Source organism: Roseibium sp. AWQ4_290 (assembly GCF_056160985.1).
Window position 1 is genome coordinate 1 of the sequence record NZ_JBSWYG010000008.1, and the last position, 18684, is coordinate 18684.

An 18684-nucleotide genomic window follows, 5' to 3' on the forward strand; every position below is an offset into this window, starting at 1 on the left:
GCTCGCAACGGCCTTGCCGAAGGCGGTCCCGGTGCAAATGACGACGACAATGATGATGGCTCCGATGATGGTTCATCATTTACGCAGCGCTTCCGAAGCGTGGACCTGGATGCTTTCGCGGTCGATAGCACGATCGATGATGATACCGATGGCGGTGACAGCAATATCTCTGCTGAGCTGGATGAGTGGCTGGACCGCGATATTGGGGGTGCCGACCAGCAGGCAGGTGCCAATCAACAGGCAAATGCTGGTCCGCGAGATGCGCAACCTCAAAATCCGGCCCAAAACCCGCCGCCTCCTCCGCCAGGGCCCAATGCCGGCAGATCCGAGTTGGCACGGCTGATCAAGAATGCACGGCACCTGCAAGGCAACCCGGTCGTTCCGAATCTAATGCGTGACGTTCGCAATGCCTTGATGGAAGGAGACAAAGATACGGCAACAGCGCGTGCACGGGAGCTTGCAGAGGCGCTTTTGGGTGGAATGCCCGAGGAAACGCATTTACGTAGGAATTTCCAAAACGAGGTCAGGGAAGTTACCGAAATGATCTTGCGGGAATTGCGGGCGGCGCTCGGGGAGGATCTGAGAGAAGCGGATGCGGCCCGAAAGGGTAATGACAAGGGCCCTGATCGCGATCCTGAAGGCGGTACACCGGGTGGCGCTGATGCCGATAATTCCGATGGAGAATACGACAGGTTCACCCTTGATCGCATTGATCGCGAACGGGAACAGGATCGCAATTCCGACAACCTGTGGCCAGATGGCGCTCATCCGGCACGTTATGTTGCCGATGAAATCAGAGCGACCACAAGATTGATTGTTGAAGGAGAGCTCAAGGCGGCGCAGGCGCGTGCCGTTGCCCTTTCAAAACTCATGCAGAAGTCCAATGGTGAAGTTCCGAAGATGTCTGCTGCGGATATCCTTAAACTTGCCCATGGAAAGGCAAAGCCGAAGCTCATGTCGGAGGTGAAGGAGCGGTCTGATGCTCGTGCTGCGGGCGAGACGGTTGAACCTGTGACGGCCAATGGACAGCCACTGGATGCCCGGCTGATCAAACTGGTGAAGTGGGATCAATTCTGCGAGGTCTATGAGATCGATGAGGAAGAGATCGATGCGATCAAATTGGCTGCCCGTAAAGCGATCCAGAATCCGGACAAGGCGCGCGCCAACTGCCGGGACATTCTCTCCCGTCGGTCAAAGAAGACCAAGGTCAAGATCAAGAATGATCTCTATCTGGCAGAGGCGATCCTGCATGCCATGCGCAAGAGAGCCGAGAAGCAACCTTTGAAGAAGCCATTGAAGCTTTCCGAGGTTCCGGACGAAGTCTAGGTTCTGCAATTCGAAACAAGACAAACCCGCCGCCTGGCGGGTTTGTCATAAGCGCAGGCCTCTTTCGCCTTTTTAGCCGTTTCAATGAACCTTTCTCAAGTGTGCGGGCACTAAAGAACAGGAAAGGCCAGTCGGGCAGATCGATCCGTTTGATTGTCTGGCCTCTGATTTACCGCATCGTAGGAGATGATTTATGGCGAAGGAAATCGACGGCGTTAAGTATCGGACAAGCGTCCTCAAAATCGTGACGAATAAGAAGGACACTTTCTGCAAGGCCTATTGCGCCTTTGCATCGGCAAAGGGCCAAAAGCTGGGCATGGATTTCCTTAAGGACACCGGCAAGGTCGATCCAAAGTCTCAGTTTGAAATCTATTTCTCGCCCAAACCGAAGAAGAAAATTTCGGCAATTCCTTCCAGTGTTCGTCAAAAGGCGGACACACTGGCCACGTTGGGTGAGTGGAAAGACAAGGACTGGAAGAAGATCTATGAAGATGCCCGCGAGGCTGTTGCCAAGGACATCGAAAAGACCATCACCGACAAGTTCTTCAAGTCCGAGGTCTTTGAAGCTGTTCACAAGCGCTATGCAAAGAAGAAGGGTGAGAAAATGGCCGCGAAGCGCAAGGAAATGGAGGAAATGGCCGCGAAGCGCGAGGAAATGGCCGCGAAGCGCAAGGGTGTTCGCTTTGTCGGCAATCCGATTAAAAAACTTGCAAACACTCCGCCGCGCCATGGTGTTCGGTTGACAAAGGGTAGGTGACGTCTGGATCTGGCTCCAAGCCATTTCATTAAAACGAACTGGTCTGAAAGATGTGCTGTTGAAGCTGCATTTTTCAGATCATCTGCCATGATTTTCTGCCGCGCCACGTCGGCTTTCCCTCAAGCCGGGATCGCTCGTGTTTTTGAGTATGAGGCGGCGACGCATTTTTGAGTATGAGGCGGCGACGCATTTTTGAGTATGAGGCGGCGACGCATATGGCCGAGACTGCCAAGGGATCAAAGGTCGAGCCCGGCAGCGACTACGTCTAACCAACGGAATCCAATATGCGCAATTCTATAGAAACAAATCCGCCGGCCAGCGTGGCAAGTCCCGTCCAGACGATGATCCGCGTTGAACGTTATCCGGCGACGTCACGCATTCTTCATTGGGCGATCGCCGCACTCGTCCTTGCAACATGGCCGCTCGGCTTTGTGATCCATCTTGTCAAAGGCGACTCTCAACCGATCTTTTATGCATTGCATGAGGGATTCGGCTTTCTCGTGATCTGGTTGATGCTGATACGTGTCGGCAACAAGATCCTGACACGCAGCCCTCAAGCGGACGGACCAAGACTTGAAACGATAGCCGCTCATACAGTGCACGGGCTTCTTTACGTGTTCTTGATCATACAGCCTGTCAGCGGATTCCTGGCCACGAATGCGCACGGCTTCCCTCTTAAATGGTTTGGTCTTGTTTCCGTCTGGAGCCCGATTGGAAAGAGCCCGGATATCGCATGGACCCTCTCGGCTATCCACACGTGGTCCGGGTGGATTCTTTTAGGCTTGCTTGCATTGCATGTCGGCGCCGTTTTGATGCATCACGTCTTCAAGCAGGATGAAACCCTCTATAAAATTCTTTAGTGAATTGCCTGGAAACGCTTAGCATTTTCCGGACGTTTTCTGGTTCTGTTCGAATTCGAAGGAACACAACGTTTCGATCCAGGCGCGTATAAGCTTCGGGCTTTTGAAAATTTCAATGTAACCTAGCGTAATCGGCCATCAGCCTTCGTGTTTTGTGGTTCGCTGGTGCAACCTCCCTTCCGGACAGGTTGAAGGCATTTTAAGCATCTTTGTTGTCGACTGCGATGCTGACCTGCCACACGTGGGTGATACGATTTGATTGTTTGTGCATGACTGGGCCGCGGTCCATCTGGACGATGGTCTCCTCAGCGGTGTGGTTTGTGCAAAACCACTGTTGAGACCTGTGACCGGTTATGGCCATCCGCTGCACTATGTGCAGGGCTGCGCTGGAGGCCATAACCTATCAACAGCGTATATTCCCGCCGTGCTATGGCCCTAAGTTCGTGGCTGTGCCTGTCCAGGACTGGATCAAGGCCGTCGGTGCAAAAATAGCCTACACTGAGCCACGCTTACCTTGGAAGAACGGATACTGCGAGAGCCTCAATACCCGGTTCCGGGATGAACTGCTGGACGGTGAGATCTTCTGTAGCCTGAAGGAAGCACAAATCCTGATCGAAAAATGGAGGAAACACGACAACACCAAATGTCCGCTAAGCGCATTGGGCTGCTGCCCACCGGCACTGGAAACCAACGTCCCGATGGACCAACCGTCGGCCCTGCACTAACAATCAAATTGGACCGCTCAAGCCAGGCTGATCACGGGTAGAGCAGATTAAACGAGGCCTTGAGCGGTATAGGCAGTTACACTTTGAAAAATCGAGCCAAATGCTTCACATATTACATCAACTGGCAGCGTCAGTCCGTCCAATCTCGATGAGGTTTGTGAAGTTCTTGTAAATGTTTGAAAATAATAAGATATTTTCCGTCGCGCCGATGATGGAGTGGACGGACCGCCATTGCCGGGCATTTCACCGGCAATTGTCGCGCCATGCGCTGCTCTATACGGAAATGGTGACCACGGGCGCGGTTATTCACGGCGACAGGGACCATCTGCTCGGCTTTTCGCCCCAGGAACATCCGATTGCCTGCCAGCTGGGCGGGTCGGACCCGCAGGAGATGGCAGCGGCGGCGCAGATCGTGGCGGATTATGGCTATGACGAGGTCAATATCAATGTCGGCTGCCCGTCTGACCGGGTCCAGTCCGGCCGCTTCGGCGCCTGCCTGATGCAGGAGCCGGACCTTGTGGCCGCTTGCGTTGGGGCCATGAAGGCGGCCGTGGACAGTCCTGTGACCGTCAAATGCCGGATCGGTGTCGATGATCAGGACCCGGAAGAAGCGCTTGACCGGATGGCCGAAGCTGTCTTTGCCGCTGGCGCGGATGCGCTTTGGGTGCATGCGCGCAAAGCCTGGTTGAAGGGGCTGAGCCCGAAGGAAAACCGGGACATTCCGCCGCTTGATTATGACCGGGTGCTGCGGCTGAAACAGCGTTGGCCGGACCGGTTCATCGGTCTGAATGGCGGGCTGCAGAGCCTGGATCAGGCCGAGCCCTTTCTGGAGACCCTCGACGGGTTGATGATCGGCCGGGCGGCCTATCACACGCCCCAGATGCTGGGAGAGGTGGACCGGCGGCTTTATGGGAGCGGGGCAGGAGATGTCTCACCCTGGCAGGCGGTCCGCGCCCATAAGGCCTATCTGGAAGCCCAGCTGTCGAAAGGCGTCAAACTGGCGCATATGACCCGCCACATGCTGGGGCTCTTTCATGGCCGCCCCGGAGCCCGGTCCTGGCGGCGGATACTCACCGTGGACGCCATCAAGCCCGGTGCAGGGCTTGAGGTGGTCGACCGGGCCCTGGCTGCAGTCAGCCCCGCTGGAGCGGACATGGCCGCAGCCGAGTAGGCAGCGCTTGCCCGAAAGAGCACCAAACCGGTTAGATGAGTTTCTATCAATCGCGCTAGGTATTATGACCGCCTGCGACATTCAACTGGTCTGATGCCGTGAAAATTTTGGCCGTGCCGGCTGCCTTGCTTGGGTTGACCGGCAAGCCAAACGACAGAAAGCTTGCCTTGTTTGGACTTTGTGAAACCGGATTTTTTTCTGCTTAAGGTTCAGGTTTGGAGAAATGCAGTAAAGAACTGTGTTCACAGCCGAGAGCGTGGCGCATTCAGTGGGGGGGTGACCGTTTTTCCTTTGCGTCGGCATCTTTGATGTCAGACCGGGAAAGACAAATCCCATCAAGCGCGATGTGTTCCAGATCATATCATGCCCGTTCAAGGGGTCATGAAAAGCTTGTCGCCTTCTATGCGCCAGCTCTTCAACTGGTCGAGGGCGGTGAGGCCAAAAAGGCTGCCCTCAAGAGATCCTGGGCGGGCGACAAAGCCGCGAATATCGTGAAGGGTGTGAGAGCCCACGCTGATTTCGTCAATGCGTACCGGCGCGACCATGGTGCGGCCATTTGCGGTGGAGACCGGCGCTGTGAACGACAGATCATTCGGGTGAAATCCGGCACGTCTGGCATCTTCCGCTGTCAGGACAACGGCGCTGGCGCCTGTGTCGAGCAGAAAGTGTGTGTTTGCCCCGTTGACCCTGGCATCAAGCACAAAATGCCCGCTGGCATCGCGGACAATCAGGATCGAGCCATCCGGCTGCGAGACCGCCATGCCCGGAGCGAGCGCGCCCAGAACCCGGTAGCCTGCTTGAACCAGATCGGTCCGGAAGGTGTAGCCGGTCACCAGCAGCGCGCACAGGCCGCCCCAGAACACGGTGCCCTGCAGGATATCCCGGACCTTCGGTTGCCCGAACACAAAGCTTGCAATAAAAACAAAGGCAATGGCGGACAGGGCGACAACCCGGGGGCCGGAATCGTCAAAATGGATATTGTCCGGATCTGTAGGATTGCCAAAGAAGTAATAGAACGCCATGCCCCCCATGAGGATCACGAGGGCGGCCAGGACCAGCCCCCGGATCTGGCTTGGTCCACCCATCACGAGGCCTCCTTTGCGGCGGCGTTCAGGCGGCGCAGAGGCAACTCGGACAGGATGCGGGTCCGGTCCGTGGCGCTATAGGACGCCCAGCCGGCAATCTCTTCCAAGGTCCTGAAGCAGCCGATGCACAGGCTGCTTTCCCGGTCGATCTGACATACTTTTGTACAAGGGGACTGCATAAGGGCGGATATGGCTTTAATTTGTGGCTTTTCCAAGTGCGTAGTGCGGCACACGGCACCGCCTGACCCGCAGACGTCAGCCGCCGCCTGCATGAAACGGCGCCGTGATGATGTTGATCGGCAGGGCGACCGTATTGCCGACAAAGCTTCCGAGACTGTCCCCGAGTTTCGCCCCTCTCGCCGCATCTGACGTTGACCGCAGACCGGACTGGCCAAGGGTTTGCCGGAACTTTGGACTGAGCTGGGCCAGTTGGGCAAACTTGGAATGGTTGGAGGCATCAAGGGAATCGAGGTCGGTCACATCGATCACGATGGCCCCAAGTTCTGCCAGTTCCTTGTCATTGGAATAGGCCCCGACCCGTTCCTTGCCCCCGGCAATGGCCCGGGAAAGGCGCAAGGCCCGGTCATCCCGGGACACGACCACGACATATGGATTCCGCATGCGGCCAATTTTTTTAAGCTGCGCCTTGAAGAGGTCAATATCGATGTCCGGTGCGGCCAGAATGACAACATCTATCTTGCGGGCCAGATCCTTACGTTTTGCAGGGGACGATTGCGCCGCAGTTTCCATCAGCAGCCAATTGCCCATGGAGTGGGCCATGATGGTGACCTTCTCCGCCTTGGAATGGGCAATCAGCTCAAGGGTCTGGGCCAGAGCCTGCCGCGCAATTGCCGCACTGTTGAGGTCGTAGATATAGTCCTGAACCTTGCCACGCGATGCCCAGGTGAACAGCACCGGCACAGCCTCGATATCACCGTCATGAGCCACCTGGACAAACCGGTAAAGAGCTTCCGGAAACAGGGTGTTGTAGCCGTGGATGAACAGGAACACTTCCCGCTTGCCTTTCGGCAGCTTTGACAGGCGGCTGTTGAGTTGTGCCTTGAAGGCCGTTTGGGTTTCGAGATAGCCCGCACTTCTGGCCACAAAGTCCGTTTCCGGATTTCCGGGCAAGGATTTTGGCCACTCGATCTCACTTGCCTTATGGCTCGGAGGGACGGAGATATCCGCATAGGCGTAGCTGATTTGTTCGGACCGCTCGCCATTGAAATAGGTGTCCGGGCGGGCGTCCCGCGCCCGGGTGGTGACCACCAGAATGTCGTGGGTCTTTGCGCCGGGGGCGGGCACATTTGTCAACGCCAGTGCGCCGGCTTCCGGACGGCTGGCGCAGGACGCCAGGCAGAAAAACAGGACAATCAACACTGCCGGGTGGACGATCCGGGCCATTGCCGATGCTGAAGTCATGGAAAACTGCGTTGTCATGAAGTGTGCCCGCATCTACCCTTGTCAGGGCACCATAAGCATCCCGGTCAGGAATCCAAGCCCAGAAATCTGTTGGATGGCACCGAGAACATCGCCCGTGACCCCGCCGATTTTGATGCGTCCAAGGGAGCCGATCGCATAAGCTGCTGTGGTTGCGATGAAAAGCGCCAGAAACAGGGCGGGCAGGGGCAGGAGCAGCCAGGCTGGAAGAAGAAACGGCAGCGTCAGGAGCGCGGCGTGTCCAGCCACTCGGGCATTCGGTTTGCCGAAGCGGGCGGCCAGTCCATCAGGGCTTGCAAGCTGGCGCTGCTGCCATTGCCAGACCATCAGACAGCGGCTCACCGCTTCTGCGGCAAGGAACAGAAGCGCGGCATCCGCCGGACTGAACCGGTGCCAGAGCGCTGCAAGCAATGAGACCCGTAAAACAACGCTAAGAGACAGGGCCAGCGCACCAAAGGCCCCAATGCGGCTGTCTTTCATGATCTCCAGCCGTTTTTCGCGGGTTGCACCGCCAAAAAAACCATCCGCCACATCGCTCAGCCCGTCCTCGTGAAGTGCACCGGTTGCCGCGCTGAGGACGGCGGCGGTCAGAGCTGCCGCGGCAAGCGCGGGAAGGGCCGTATACCCGAGCATCGTGCCAAGGGCGGCAGCGGGCAGGGCAATCGCGGCCCCTGCCAGCGGAGCCGCACGGGCAATCCGGGAAAAGTCGGGCGGTGCGGCGGGCGTGTCAGCGTTGTTGACCCTGGCAATTGGGAGTCTGGACAAGAAACGGATACAGGCCGCTGTGTCAGCTGCCAGGCAAGACAAAGACTTCTTGAGCCGGGGGAGGTGGGCCGAAAGAGAGCGAGAGCGCTCCTGCGGCCGGTAATCTGGGGGTTGCTCGGTTTCGCGGCTCATAAATCCGGTCCTGTGCTTGTCTTTTCGCAGGCCGCCGTTATAGATCAGGCCTTTAACAGGACCAAGTGCCGGGTCGAAGACCTGCCGAATGACCGGAAAACCAGCATGTCCCTCTCAGAAACCGCGCTTCCCTTTGACGATATCCGCAATCTGGTGAAATCCATGCCGGGACCGGATGAAGACGCGGCCGCGAAAGTGAGAGAACGGGACTGTCAGCTGACCAAACCGGCCGGATCCCTTGGCAAGCTGGAAGAGATTGCCGAATGGCTGGCGGCCTGGTCCGGCAAGGCGCCACCGAAAGTGACCCGGCCTCTGGTCGCAATTTTTGCGACCGCCCATGGGGTTGCCGATGAAGGCGTGTCCGCGTTCCCGCCAGAGGTCAACAAGCAGATGGTCGAGAACTTTGCAGCGGGCGGCGCTGCCATCAATCAGGTGTGCCGGGCCTATGATATCGGTTTGAAAGTGTTCGATCTGGCTGTGGATCTGCCGACCCCCAGTATCACGTCAGAAGACGCCATGGACGAGGCCAATTGTGCGGCGACCATGGCCTATGGCATGGAGGCGCTGGCCGGCGGCATTGATCTGATCTGCCTTGGAGAAATGGGCATCGGCAACACCACGGTCGCAGCTGCTGTCCTGAACGCCCTGTTTGGCGGCGCGGCGGGAGACTGGGCGGGGCGTGGCACCGGAGTGGATGAAGACGGGCTTGCCCGCAAGACGGCGGCCATTGAAAAGGCAGTCGCACGGCTTGGCACAGAGAAGGATCCGCTGGAAATCCTGCACAAGGTGGGTGGCCGCGAGATCGCGGCCATGGCCGGTCTGATCATCGCTGCCCGGCTGCAACGGGTGCCGGTAATTGTCGATGGCTTCGTGACCACCGCGGCTGCGGCCGTGGTCTATGCTATGGACCCTGAGGGGCTGGACCACTGCCTGTTTGCCCATGTGTCGGCAGAACAGGCCCATGCAAAAGCGCTGCAACAAATGGGCAAGACCGCTTTGATTGACCTTGGGATGCGCCTTGGCGAGGGTACGGGGGCGGCAATTGCCGCCGGGATCGTCAAGGCTGCTGCCGAGACCCATTCAGGCATGGCAACCTTTGCGGATGCCGGGGTTGCGGAAAAGGGCTGAGGCCCCTGAAAAGCCCAAGACCCTTGAAGGCTCTTTGTTTTGGGACCCGCTAAGGCCGGACAGTCTGACCTATGCGCTTTGGGCGACCGGCCCTTTGACTGCTTGGGCAGAGAGATCCGGGTCTGAATAGTTCATGTTCCGCGACGGCGGCAGACTGACGGTCACTTCAGTGCCTTCCCCAAGTGTGGACCTGATGGCAAAAGCGCCGTCATGCATGGAGACGAGTGCCTGCACGATGGACAGACCCAGGCCGGTGCCGGGCTCTGCGCTTTTGATTGCATGCGAACCCTGACCGAACGCTTCCAGAACTGTCGGAATTTCCTCATCAGGAATGCCCGGACCTGTGTCCCGGATGGAAACATACTGGCCGCCATCGGAGGTCGGCCCCAGATGGATCCGCACATCCCCGCCCGCCGGGGTGAATTTGACCGCATTGGACAGCAAGTTCAAAATGACCTGGCGCAGCGCGCGCTCATCTGCCCAGACTTTCGGCAGGTCGGACTGGTGGGCATGGTGCAAGGTGATCGCCTTGGCGGTGGCCCGGACCTTCATCATGGTGCCGCACTCGGCAACGATGTCTTCCAGGTGGACCGGTTCTTCATGCAGCTCATGACGGCCCGCTTCGATCCGCGACAGATCCAGGATTTCGTTGATCAGATTGAGGAGATGCTCGCCCGAGCCATGAATATCCTCCGCATAGGAGCGGTAATTCTCGTTGTGCATCGGGCCCAGAACCTCATCCTTCATAATCTCTGAGAAGCCGAGGATGGCGTTGAGCGGGGTCCGCAGTTCATGGCTCATGGTGGCCAGGAAGCGGGACTTTGCCAGGTTCGCGGCTTCTGCCCGGCGGCGGGCCTCATCGGACATGGAATTGGCCGTTTCCAACTCAGCGATCAGGTGATCCTTTTCTGCCCGGTATTCCAGCATGGTGTTGGCGTTTTTCAAAAGCTGGTTGCCCAGGATCAGAAAGAACCCCTGCGCACCGATGGCCATGGCTGCCAGCGTGTAGTGAATGGCGCTGGATTGCTGGAGAAAAATAAAGGTGACGACAAGCGTGCTGGGCAGTGTGCTGGCCAGAAGGCATTTGGGCAGATTGGCCGATTGCATCGTGTTCATGGCGATCACGATCAACAAAGTGGCAAAGTGAAAGATCACAAAGCCGTCGCCGGTGCCGCTTGTTTGCGGCGCAAAGAAAAAGAGGGCCCAGCTGCTGCCATAGATCAGGTCGCCAATCATGAAGCGGCGCCACCAGATGATCCTGACCTTCTGTTCGGTTGGGGCCTTTTGATAATTCTGACTGATGACAACCATCAGGAAGTGGGTGCAGACCGTCACCACGAACCAGGCTCCCATCAACTGGGGGCTGATCCAGACGGAGGAAATGGCTGCAACAATCAACGCCAGGAGTGGTGCTGCGAAGGCCGCATTGATGCGGGTATCGGCAAAAAGATGCTGGCGTTCATGCTCAAACGTCGATTGACGGGCCTCAGGGGCCCCCAGGCGGCTGCGGATGGGCGCAGCAGAGCGTACCATCTCACGGCGCCTCAGGGCGCGTTGCCTGTCCATCGAGAGCGTGTCAGTGCTCTTCACTCGTGACGCATGCGACTTCATTGCCCGCCCACACAGTTTTGATTTCATTATTGTGATATTGCGTGTTTCCTCACACTGACTCACCATTCCTTAAGGCCGTCCTCAAGAACGTGGTAAGGAATGTGTTAAGTGGTTGTTTCAAGGTGCAACTCTTTGTCAGAAAAACCGGATTCAGACAGTTCAGCCCCTGACCGGCCAGCCCCGGACCGGCTGGAGACACTCGCAAAGCGCATTCGCGCCTGCCGGGAGTGCGTGGATCAGCCTCAAGGCGTGCCTTTGCCCCATGCCCCCCGTCCGGTTCTTCAGGTCTCCTCAACGGCCCGGCTGTGCATTTGCGGCCAGGCGCCTGGAACACGGGTGCACGCAAGCGGCAGACCTTTTACCGATCCGTCCGGCGACCGGCTCCGGGCCTGGATGGGAGTAGACGAAACCGTCTTTTATGACGCAACCCGGGTTGCCATCATTCCCATGGGCTTCTGTTTTCCGGGACTGGATGCAAAAGGAGGTGATCTGCCGCCGCGCAAGGAATGCCGGACGCTTTGGCATGACCAGCTCTTTCAAAACCTGCCCGGGCTCGAACTGATCCTGGTGATTGGTCAATATGCGCAAGCCTATCACCTTGGGCCGGCGCGCAAGGCATCGCTGACAGACACGGTCGCGCACTGGCAGGACTATCTGGGGCAGACGGGTTTGAGCGAACCGCCGGCACCGTCCGGCCCTCCGATAATCCCGCTGCCGCATCCCTCCTGGCGGAACAATGCCTGGCTCAAGAAGAACACCTGGTTTGAGCGGGAGCTGCTTCCGGTTCTCAGAGCCATGGTCGCGCAGTTGGTTTGACGACAAACGCTCTGGACGTGTGAATGATTTTCTTCCGAATAGCCATGTGAGGGGTGATTGCGAAAAAAATTCTGGCCCAATATATGGAAAGTTAGAAATGATTTCCATTTAGGGTGAGCGCTGGCGACATTGACAGGCGCTGCCAGGAGCTGAACCATGATTGACAAGATTGACCGCCGCATCCTCTCCATCCTGCAGGAAGACTGCACGGTGCCCGTGGCTGAGATCGGCCGCAGGGTTGGTCTGTCGACGACCCCTTGCTGGCGGCGGATCCAGAAAATGGAAGAAGACGGGGTGATCACGGGTCGCGTCGCTTTGCTGGACCCAACCAAAGTGAATGCGAAAGTGACGGCCTTTGTGGCGATCACCACCAATCAGCATTCCGAAGACTGGCTCAAGAAATTTGCTGATGTGATCCGGGAGTTTCCTGAAGTGGTTGAGTTTTACCGCATGGCGGGACAGGTTGACTATCTGCTGCGGGTCGCCGTTCCGGACATTGAAGCCTATGACGCCTTTTACAAAAAGCTGATCGCAAAGATCGATATTTCAGACGTTTCGACCACCTTTGCCATGGAGCAGATCAAAAACACCACTGCTTTGCCGCTGGCGTATGTCGCGACAGAGAAATCCAGATCTGACAGCTGAGGACTTCAGGGCGACGGAACTGCGCAGACCTTGGATGTTTCCGGTACAAATGTCAGGATGTACGGGGTGTGAAACAGGCCGTTTAACCGCAATTTCACCTCGGAAGGGTAGGCTTTTGCTCCTGCATTTTGATTTCTTGATGGGGTTGGTTTGGAAAACACCGCATTCCCGTTGCGTTCGGCGGCTGCAAAAGGGGCCGAAAGGGGAAGAAGCTGGATTGCCAGCTCTCTGAAGACGGGCGACCTGAGCGAGAAGCTTGGAGGCCCCGTCTTTGTCTTCGTGCTGATCTTTTCATGCGCTTTTTTTGTCTTGTCTTGCTTTTTGGGCAATTGGGGAGACCTGTTCCACTTTCCAATGGATACGTCTCAGGTCAAGCGGGAGGACTTTCTTGCATTTTACAGGGCCGGAGAGCTGGCCCATGCGGGCCGGGCCGCTGAAGCCTATGACCCGGCAATCTTCGGCCGGGGCTTTTCTGAAGACAACAAAGACCTGCTGTTCCTGAACCCGCCCCATGCTTTGCTGTTCTTTGAGCCCTTGGCTGTACTCAGCTATCCGTTCGCCAAACTGACCGGTATGGCGGTGTTGTTCGCAAGCTTCGTGTTCATGGTCAAAATGGTGCGCATGGGGCTTGGGGCTTGGCCGTATATTTTCATGATCGCCTCTCCCGGGGCGATGTATGCTTTCCAGTTGTTACAGTTGTCCCCCCTGACCGTTGCGTTGCTTCTGTTCGTTCTGCTTCACAGCCGAGACAAGCCGGTGCTGAGTGGACTTGCTCTCACGCTTTTGACGATCAAGCCGCAATATGGCCTTCTCATGCCTTTGTTTCTGATCTTGAACCGAGACTGGCGTTGCTTTTTCTACGCATCCTTGGGAACGGTCGTGATCCTTGGGCTATCGGTTGCGGTCCACGGGTGGGGCGTTTGGGAGAGCTTTTTTTCTTCCATCCAGCATGGCGCGCATGCCCTTCAGTTTTCTGCGAATTTCGGGATCATGTCGACATTCGCCAGTTCGATGGGCAAGTGGGGATTTTCTGAAACGGGGAAGATGACCGCGCAGCTTGTTGCGGTCGGCCTCGGGGCTTTGGTTCTTATCGCAGGTGTCCGCCGCTTGCCGCGCAGCAGAGCGGTGCCGGTTTCGCTTCTGGCCATGGGGGTCGCCGCACCGTCCTTCATGTTCTACGACTGGCTTTTGTTTTCCGTTGTTCTTCTTCTTGTGGCGAAAGAAGTTCCGCATTGGCCGCTGGCCCTGCAAATCTCGGCAAGTGTTCTCTGGATTGCACCCGCCTTGCTGGGGGTGATCTGGGCCATAGATACCTCTGCGGCCATGCTCTTCTCCAGCCTGTTTCCTTTAATTTCAGTGCTTGTTCTGCTCCAGATTTTTGTCCTGTTTTTACAAGACAGGTCTGTGGGCGCTGAGGCCAGGCAGGCGTGAGCTGGAACAGCAGTTCGGAAAAAAGAGGAATCCGGATCCCGTTTGAAATTGTCACTGAAGTTGCCCGTGCCCAGTATGGCCTCCTTGGCACTGAATGAGGGAAGAAGGCGTCTTATAAATCCATGGGCTATTCAGTCTGCCTTCTGGATCTTCGGCAAAACGATACGATGTGCCTGATCTCCCACTGTCTTCTGGAGTGAGAACCGCGCAAGTCTGATCGCGTTCATAAGACGCGGCGCAGAACTGACGCTATTTGATCTTTGACCATGCTCGTTCGTTCCAAGTTGGACCAACAGAGTGGTTTTGGACAGTGTATTTTTTTGAAGATAAAAAGTGCGATTCGAAACTGTATTGAAGGAAATTCCAATAAAACTCAGTGGAAAATTAAGGGTCAGGCAATTATAGTTTCAACCAATGATAGAGTTTTTTGATATTTTTGTTTTTGAAAGTGTTCTCGGTTATTATTTAAATATAAAAAGAAACTTGAATTTGATGTGGCGTCCGTTAAACATGTTGTCAATCCCGTTGGGGAAGAAATTCTTTCGGAGGTGATGGTATTGCGGGTGTCTCAGGATGATGAGCAGAGGTCGCTGAAACAGCGGCTGAACGATCTGGCATTCCGTTCCAATCTGGCCTCGATCGCAGTATCTGCTTTATCCGGATTTGTTCTCGTCGCGGTTCTCTGGCAGTTCCAGTCCATCCGGCCGTTTCTGTTCATTTGGGCTGGTGCATTGACCCTGGTGTCAATCGCTCGTGTCGCTGCGCATTTTTATTGCGCGGCGGGCGCCAGGAAAACCGTTCGTCTTGATTCCAGAAAAAGCGATTTTTGGAGCGCACAGATTTCAGCTTCTCTGGCGATTTCCGCAGGCTTATGGTCGTGCTTGACCATCGGACTGGCCAACCGGATCCCGGTAGAATTTCTGTTTTCAATTGTTCTGGTGATATTCTGTCTGTCGACCGGGGCCACTGGCACGCTGGCGCCGCTCAAACGCCCCGCCAGGCTGTATTTTGTTTTTATGCTGATCCCCACAAGCCTTGCCCTGATCCTGAAATCCGATCCCCACTATGTTCTGGGTGCGGCAGGCTTTGTCTTTCTTCTTTTGAATGTGCTGTTTCATAACGCAAATCACCAGCGGGTGGTCGAATTTGAAGAGTTGCAGGCGGTCAATGGCACCTTGCTGAAGCATTTGGCCAGGGAGCAGTCGAGCCTGGCCAGTCTCAATGAGCATCTGGAAGAGCAGGTGAAGGAGCGCACGGCTTCCTTGCGGTTCCTGGCGCATCATGATGCACTGACCGGATTGTACAACCGGGCGGGTCTGATGAGCTGGGTAAAAAAAGCAGCCGATGGGGCAGCGGAAACCGGCTGGCTGGCAGTGCTCTTTATCGATCTGGACCGGTTCAAGCAGATCAATGATGCACTTGGCCATGAACCGGGAGACCTGGTGCTGAAAGAAGTTGCCCGCCGCCTTTCCGTCAGCGCACCGGACGGTGCCGCGATCAGCCGCTGGGGCGGGGACGAATTTGTGGTGTTGCTGCCCCAGTCGGCGGACACCGCCATGATTGCCGGGCGGGAGGTGGCCGATGATCTGCGCAAACACACCGAGCAACCAATCTCGATTCAGGGCCGGGAGCTGCATGTGAGTTTCAGTGCAGGCGTGTCTGTGTCCACGCGCACGGTTGAAGCCGTCACGGCCTCCATCAAGTCAGCCGATTTGGCGATGGGGGAGGTCAAGCGCAGCCACCGGGGCGTGACGCGCATCTATTCAGACGAATTGGCAACCAAGCAGGAACGTCTGCTGAGCATCGCCCAGGCCTTGAAAGAGGCGGTGCCCGAAAAGGAATTCCACATTGTGGCCCAGCCGATTGTGGACGCAAGGACCTTGCGGCCCGGATCGCTTGAGGTTCTGCTCAGGTGGAAGAATCCATTGCTTGGCCCGGTCGGGCCGGACGAATTCGTGCCGATTGCCGAAGACACGGGCAGCATCGTCCGGATCGGGGAATTTGTTCTGGAACAGGCCTTGAAGGAGTTGTCTGCTTCCGACTATGGCCGGTCTGGTGGCCGGATCGCAATCAATGTCTCGGTACGCCAGCTTGTCGACGACCGGTTTGCCCCCTCCCTGCTGACGGCGCTTCAAAAACACGGAGTTGATCCGGGCAAACTGGTGGTAGAGGTTACGGAAACTGCCCTGGACAGCTATGACCTTACCGATATCACCGCCTCTCTGCGGACCCTGGCCGATCAGGGCATTGAGATCCAGGTGGATGATTTCGGCACAGGCTATTCGTCCCTGTCACGGCTTCACCGCCTGCCGGTTTCAGCGCTCAAGATCGACCGGTCCTTTGTCAGGAACATGGACAAGAGCAGCCTTGCAGTGATTGAGGGCAGTGTTCTGATCGCCCGCAAGAGCGGGTTGAAGGTGATCGCCGAAGGAGTTGAGACGGGCCGCCAGGCTGACATTATGCGCGATCTCGGGGTCGATTATCTTCAAGGGTATTATTTTGGAAGGCCTGAGGCGGGCCTTGATGTCAGTGTCACCAAGGCTGCCATTGCAGCGCCGGACGCCGTTTCCTGAAAAGGAATGAGGGCGCTTGAGGTGGTGCCTTCCGTTAAGGAGCAATCAGCTGAACTTGCGATTTGATGTTCAGGCCTTTTCTTCCGTGTTCAGCCGGGCGATCAGGCTGGACGTGTCCCAGCGGCTGCCACCCATAGCCTGCACGTCGGCATAGAACTGATCCACCAGAGCCGTGACCGGAAGACGGGCGCCGGTCTGGTTGGCCGTCTGCAGGCAGATCCCGAGATCCTTGCGCATCCAGTCAACGGCAAAGCCGAAATCGAATTGACCGGCCTGCATGGTCTCCCAGCGGTTTTCCATCTGCCAGGACTGGGCGGCTCCGCCGCTGATCGCAGCGATAACCTTGGCAATGTCCAGATCGGCTTTTCCGGCAAAATGGATTGCTTCTGACAGGCCCTGAACAAGACCGGCAATGCAGATCTGGTTGACCATCTTTGTCAGCTGGCCGGCGCCGCTTTCCCCCATGAGACCGGCGAATTTCGCAAAACACTCGATCACGGGCCTGGCAGCCTCGAACTGGTCTGCATCGCCGCCGCACATCACTGTCAGAACACCATTCTCAGCTCCGGCCTGACCGCCGGAAACAGGAGCGTCAATAAAGCCGCAGCCTTTGTGCCTGGCTGCCGCATAAAGCTCACGGGCGACTTCGGCGGACGCCGTTGTGTTGTCGATAAAGATGGCCCCTTGCTTGAGGCCGTGAAAGGCACCGTTTTCGCCGGTGGTGACGGCGCGCAGGTCATCATCATTGCCAACACAGGAAAAGACAAAGTCGCAGCCTTCGGCCGCTTCTTTGGGGGTGGCGGCAAACGTTCCGCCAAACTCCTTGGCCCATTGTTCTGCCTTGGCAGCGGTGCGGTTATAGACCGTAACGTCATGACCGCCCTTTGTCTTGAGGTGCCCGGCCATTGGATACCCCATGACGCCCAAACCGATGAATGCAACCTTTGCCATGACGATGCTCCCTTTTCAGACCAAGGCCCGGCGCGAAGAGCCGGGCCTTTATTTGATAATGTTGATCATGGTTCTAGGGCATTTGCCTGTGGCTGTCAGCCGGGGCGGGAAAAGAGTTTCAGCTCACACCCAATACGGGCGTCGCCACCAGACACGTTCAGCCTGTTCTTTGTAAAGCGCATTGGCTGCCGCGCGTTTACGGATGTCTGGTGGGGTATGAGACTTGGAGGAGCGTGTGGCTTCCAGAAGGCTGTTGGCATAAATATGTAACATCTCGTTTCACTCCATGCGTTGCTATGAAGCGGAATATGGCGAATAGTGTCTGTTGATGCGAGTCAGGAAGATTTTCAGTCTGTAAGGAAAAGTAACATATGAATTGGCGTTCGCTGCCTCCGGTCAACAGTTTGAAAGTCTTTGCCGTTGTGGCCGAAAGCCGCAGCCTGTCAGCCGCTGGACGGGAATTGAATGTGACCCATGCGGCCGTCAGTCAGCAGATCCGGAATCTTGAGAAATTCCTGGGAAAGGAGCTGGTTGTCCGGGAGGGGCGCGGTGTCGGGCTGACGGCGGATGGGGAGCTCCTGTTCAAGGGGCTCCGGGACGGTTTCTCGGTCATCATGGACGCGGTCGAAACGCTGCAGCAGGAGGACAAGTCACGGCCGCTTCACATCACGATGACCCCGTCCTTTGCGGTCAGTTGGCTGATGCCGCGGATCAATGATTTCCGCCTACAAAACCCGGATATCGAGCTGGTTCTGGACCCGACCGCTCAAGTGGTGGACATGAAGCCGGGCGGTGTGGATCTGGCCATCCGCTTTGGCAACGGGGACTGGGCCGGGCTTGAGTCTGAATTGCTCCTGCCGACGAATTTTGCCGTTGTCGGTGCCAGCTGTCTGATCGGCGACAAGGTCATCGCCAGTCCCGAGGACATTCTGGAATTTCACTGGCTGCAGGAGTTCGGCACCAATGAACTGGCGATCTGGCTGGAACGCCAGGGCGTGGTGCCGACCAACAAACTGAATGTGACCCATCTGCCGGGCTATATGGTGCTGGAAGGGCTTCGCCGGGGTGACGGCATATCTGCCACCGCCAAGGCCTTTATCGAGGCGGATATTGCCTCAGGCACGTTGCAGGTGCTGTTTGAGGATGGCTATTATCCCGGCACCGGCTATCACATGGTGACCCGCCCCGGGTTGAAAAGGCCACCCTTGAAAGCATTCATGCGCTGGCTGCGCGTCATGCAGGCGGAAAACGGGCAGGGCTGAGGCACG

18 protein-coding genes and 1 pseudogene are annotated in these 18684 nt (G+C 56.9%); 11 read left to right on the forward strand and 8 right to left on the reverse strand.

Annotated features, from left to right (window positions below; translation table 11 throughout):
* From ACXAH0_RS09515 to dusA, 5 genes and pseudogenes are all read left to right on the forward strand, one after another.
* On the forward strand, window positions 1-1326 hold a 1326-nt coding region (locus tag ACXAH0_RS09515), incomplete at its 5' end, for a hypothetical protein (protein ID WP_475190647.1).
* Between the two features lie 193 nt (window positions 1327-1519).
* Window positions 1520-2083, forward strand: coding sequence for a hypothetical protein (locus tag ACXAH0_RS09520; RefSeq protein WP_475190648.1), 564 nt, complete (start codon window positions 1520-1522; stop codon window positions 2081-2083).
* Between the two features lie 284 nt (window positions 2084-2367).
* Complete coding sequence (locus tag ACXAH0_RS09525; RefSeq protein WP_475184195.1) at window positions 2368-2943, forward strand: cytochrome b; 576 nt, start codon at window positions 2368-2370, stop codon at window positions 2941-2943.
* Between the two features lie 431 nt (window positions 2944-3374).
* Window positions 3375-3668 (forward strand): annotated as a pseudogene (locus ACXAH0_RS09530) (integrase core domain-containing protein); the annotation flags it as partial.
* A 172-nt stretch (window positions 3669-3840) separates the two neighbouring features.
* Window positions 3841-4839 carry a tRNA dihydrouridine(20/20a) synthase DusA gene (gene dusA, locus ACXAH0_RS09535; RefSeq protein WP_475190650.1) on the forward strand — a complete coding sequence of 333 codons (999 nt, stop codon included), beginning with the start codon at window positions 3841-3843 and terminating at the stop codon, window positions 4837-4839.
* A gap of 371 nt (window positions 4840-5210) precedes the next feature.
* Here dusA and ACXAH0_RS09540 read toward each other — a convergent pair whose 3' ends face one another.
* The 4 genes from ACXAH0_RS09540 to ACXAH0_RS09555 are packed head-to-tail and all read right to left on the reverse strand — an operon-like array spanning window position 5211 to window position 8129.
* On the reverse strand, window positions 5211-5924 hold the full coding sequence (locus ACXAH0_RS09540; protein ID WP_475184190.1) for a retropepsin-like aspartic protease family protein: 714 nt from the start codon (window positions 5922-5924) through the stop codon (window positions 5211-5213).
* Entirely contained in the window at window positions 5924-6289 is a 366-nt protein-coding gene (locus ACXAH0_RS09545) for a DUF1289 domain-containing protein (RefSeq protein WP_475190652.1), read from the reverse strand. Before ACXAH0_RS09545 ends, ACXAH0_RS09540 begins: the two co-directional genes overlap by 1 nt.
* Window positions 6180-7364 carry an alpha/beta hydrolase gene (locus tag ACXAH0_RS09550; protein ID WP_475190653.1) on the reverse strand — a complete coding sequence of 395 codons (1185 nt, stop codon included), beginning with the start codon at window positions 7362-7364 and terminating at the stop codon, window positions 6180-6182. Before ACXAH0_RS09550 ends, ACXAH0_RS09545 begins: the two co-directional genes overlap by 110 nt.
* 24 nt (window positions 7365-7388) lie before the next feature.
* A complete protein-coding gene (locus ACXAH0_RS09555) occupies window positions 7389-8129 on the reverse strand; it encodes an adenosylcobinamide-GDP ribazoletransferase (protein ID WP_475190655.1) in 741 nt (246 codons plus the stop codon).
* A 237-nt stretch (window positions 8130-8366) separates the two neighbouring features.
* Here ACXAH0_RS09555 and cobT point away from each other — a divergent pair, with 237 nt between their 5' ends.
* A complete protein-coding gene (gene cobT / locus ACXAH0_RS09560) occupies window positions 8367-9389 on the forward strand; it encodes a nicotinate-nucleotide--dimethylbenzimidazole phosphoribosyltransferase (protein WP_475190657.1) in 1023 nt (340 codons plus the stop codon).
* A 69-nt stretch (window positions 9390-9458) separates the two neighbouring features.
* On the opposite strand, the gene ACXAH0_RS09565 is transcribed toward cobT, so the two are convergent.
* Window positions 9459-10922, reverse strand: coding sequence for a sensor histidine kinase (locus ACXAH0_RS09565; RefSeq protein WP_475184178.1), 1464 nt, complete (start codon window positions 10920-10922; stop codon window positions 9459-9461).
* A 210-nt stretch (window positions 10923-11132) separates the two neighbouring features.
* On the opposite strand from ACXAH0_RS09565, the gene ACXAH0_RS09570 reads away from it, so the two are divergent.
* Entirely contained in the window at window positions 11133-11816 is a 684-nt protein-coding gene (locus tag ACXAH0_RS09570; RefSeq protein WP_475190661.1) for a uracil-DNA glycosylase family protein, read from the forward strand.
* Between the two features lie 159 nt (window positions 11817-11975).
* On the forward strand, window positions 11976-12461 hold the full coding sequence (locus ACXAH0_RS09575; RefSeq protein ID WP_475184202.1) for an Lrp/AsnC family transcriptional regulator: 486 nt from the start codon (window positions 11976-11978) through the stop codon (window positions 12459-12461).
* A gap of 5 nt (window positions 12462-12466) precedes the next feature.
* Here ACXAH0_RS09575 and ACXAH0_RS09580 read toward each other — a convergent pair whose 3' ends face one another.
* Complete coding sequence (locus tag ACXAH0_RS09580) at window positions 12467-12790, reverse strand: hypothetical protein (protein ID WP_475184174.1); 324 nt, start codon at window positions 12788-12790, stop codon at window positions 12467-12469.
* A 25-nt stretch (window positions 12791-12815) separates the two neighbouring features.
* Between ACXAH0_RS09580 and ACXAH0_RS09585 the strand changes: the two genes are divergently transcribed.
* A complete protein-coding gene (locus ACXAH0_RS09585; protein ID WP_475190663.1) occupies window positions 12816-13892 on the forward strand; it encodes a glycosyltransferase family 87 protein in 1077 nt (358 codons plus the stop codon).
* A gap of 881 nt (window positions 13893-14773) precedes the next feature.
* Complete coding sequence (locus ACXAH0_RS09590) at window positions 14774-16465, forward strand: putative bifunctional diguanylate cyclase/phosphodiesterase (RefSeq protein WP_475190667.1); 1692 nt, start codon at window positions 14774-14776, stop codon at window positions 16463-16465.
* Window positions 16466-16534: 69 nt separating this feature from the next.
* Here ACXAH0_RS09590 and ACXAH0_RS09595 read toward each other — a convergent pair whose 3' ends face one another.
* Together ACXAH0_RS09595 and ACXAH0_RS09600 are read right to left on the reverse strand one after the other, a co-directional pair.
* Entirely contained in the window at window positions 16535-17416 is an 882-nt protein-coding gene (locus ACXAH0_RS09595; RefSeq protein ID WP_475184169.1) for an NAD(P)-dependent oxidoreductase, read from the reverse strand.
* Window positions 17417-17539: 123 nt separating this feature from the next.
* On the reverse strand, window positions 17540-17689 hold the full coding sequence (locus ACXAH0_RS09600) for a hypothetical protein (RefSeq protein ID WP_475190669.1): 150 nt from the start codon (window positions 17687-17689) through the stop codon (window positions 17540-17542).
* A gap of 98 nt (window positions 17690-17787) precedes the next feature.
* On the opposite strand from ACXAH0_RS09600, the gene ACXAH0_RS09605 reads away from it, so the two are divergent.
* On the forward strand, window positions 17788-18678 hold the full coding sequence (locus ACXAH0_RS09605; RefSeq protein ID WP_475190671.1) for a LysR family transcriptional regulator: 891 nt from the start codon (window positions 17788-17790) through the stop codon (window positions 18676-18678).
* Window positions 18679-18684: the final 6 nt, after the last annotated feature.

Excerpts from the sequence above, each read along its gene's own strand:
- ACXAH0_RS09520 (WP_475190648.1), top strand. The coding sequence starts at position 1,520 with ATGGCGAAGGAAATCGACGGCGTTAAGTATCGGACAAGCGTCCTCAAA.
- ACXAH0_RS09525 (WP_475184195.1), top strand. The coding sequence starts at position 2,368 with ATGCGCAATTCTATAGAAACAAATCCGCCGGCCAGCGTGGCAAGTCCC.
- dusA (WP_475190650.1), top strand. The coding sequence starts at position 3,841 with ATGTTTGAAAATAATAAGATATTTTCCGTCGCGCCGATGATGGAGTGG.
- ACXAH0_RS09540 (WP_475184190.1), bottom strand. The coding sequence starts at position 5,924 with ATGGGTGGACCAAGCCAGATCCGGGGGCTGGTCCTGGCCGCCCTCGTG.
- ACXAH0_RS09545 (WP_475190652.1), bottom strand. The coding sequence starts at position 6,289 with ATGCGGCGAGAGGGGCGAAACTCGGGGACAGTCTCGGAAGCTTTGTCG.
- ACXAH0_RS09550 (WP_475190653.1), bottom strand. The coding sequence starts at position 7,364 with ATGACAACGCAGTTTTCCATGACTTCAGCATCGGCAATGGCCCGGATC.
- cobT (WP_475190657.1), top strand. The coding sequence starts at position 8,367 with ATGTCCCTCTCAGAAACCGCGCTTCCCTTTGACGATATCCGCAATCTG.
- ACXAH0_RS09565 (WP_475184178.1), bottom strand. The coding sequence starts at position 10,922 with ATGGTACGCTCTGCTGCGCCCATCCGCAGCCGCCTGGGGGCCCCTGAG.
- ACXAH0_RS09585 (WP_475190663.1), top strand. The coding sequence starts at position 12,816 with ATGGATACGTCTCAGGTCAAGCGGGAGGACTTTCTTGCATTTTACAGG.
- ACXAH0_RS09595 (WP_475184169.1), bottom strand. The coding sequence starts at position 17,416 with ATGGCAAAGGTTGCATTCATCGGTTTGGGCGTCATGGGGTATCCAATG.
- ACXAH0_RS09600 (WP_475190669.1), bottom strand. The coding sequence starts at position 17,689 with ATGTTACATATTTATGCCAACAGCCTTCTGGAAGCCACACGCTCCTCC.
- ACXAH0_RS09605 (WP_475190671.1), top strand. The coding sequence starts at position 17,788 with ATGAATTGGCGTTCGCTGCCTCCGGTCAACAGTTTGAAAGTCTTTGCC.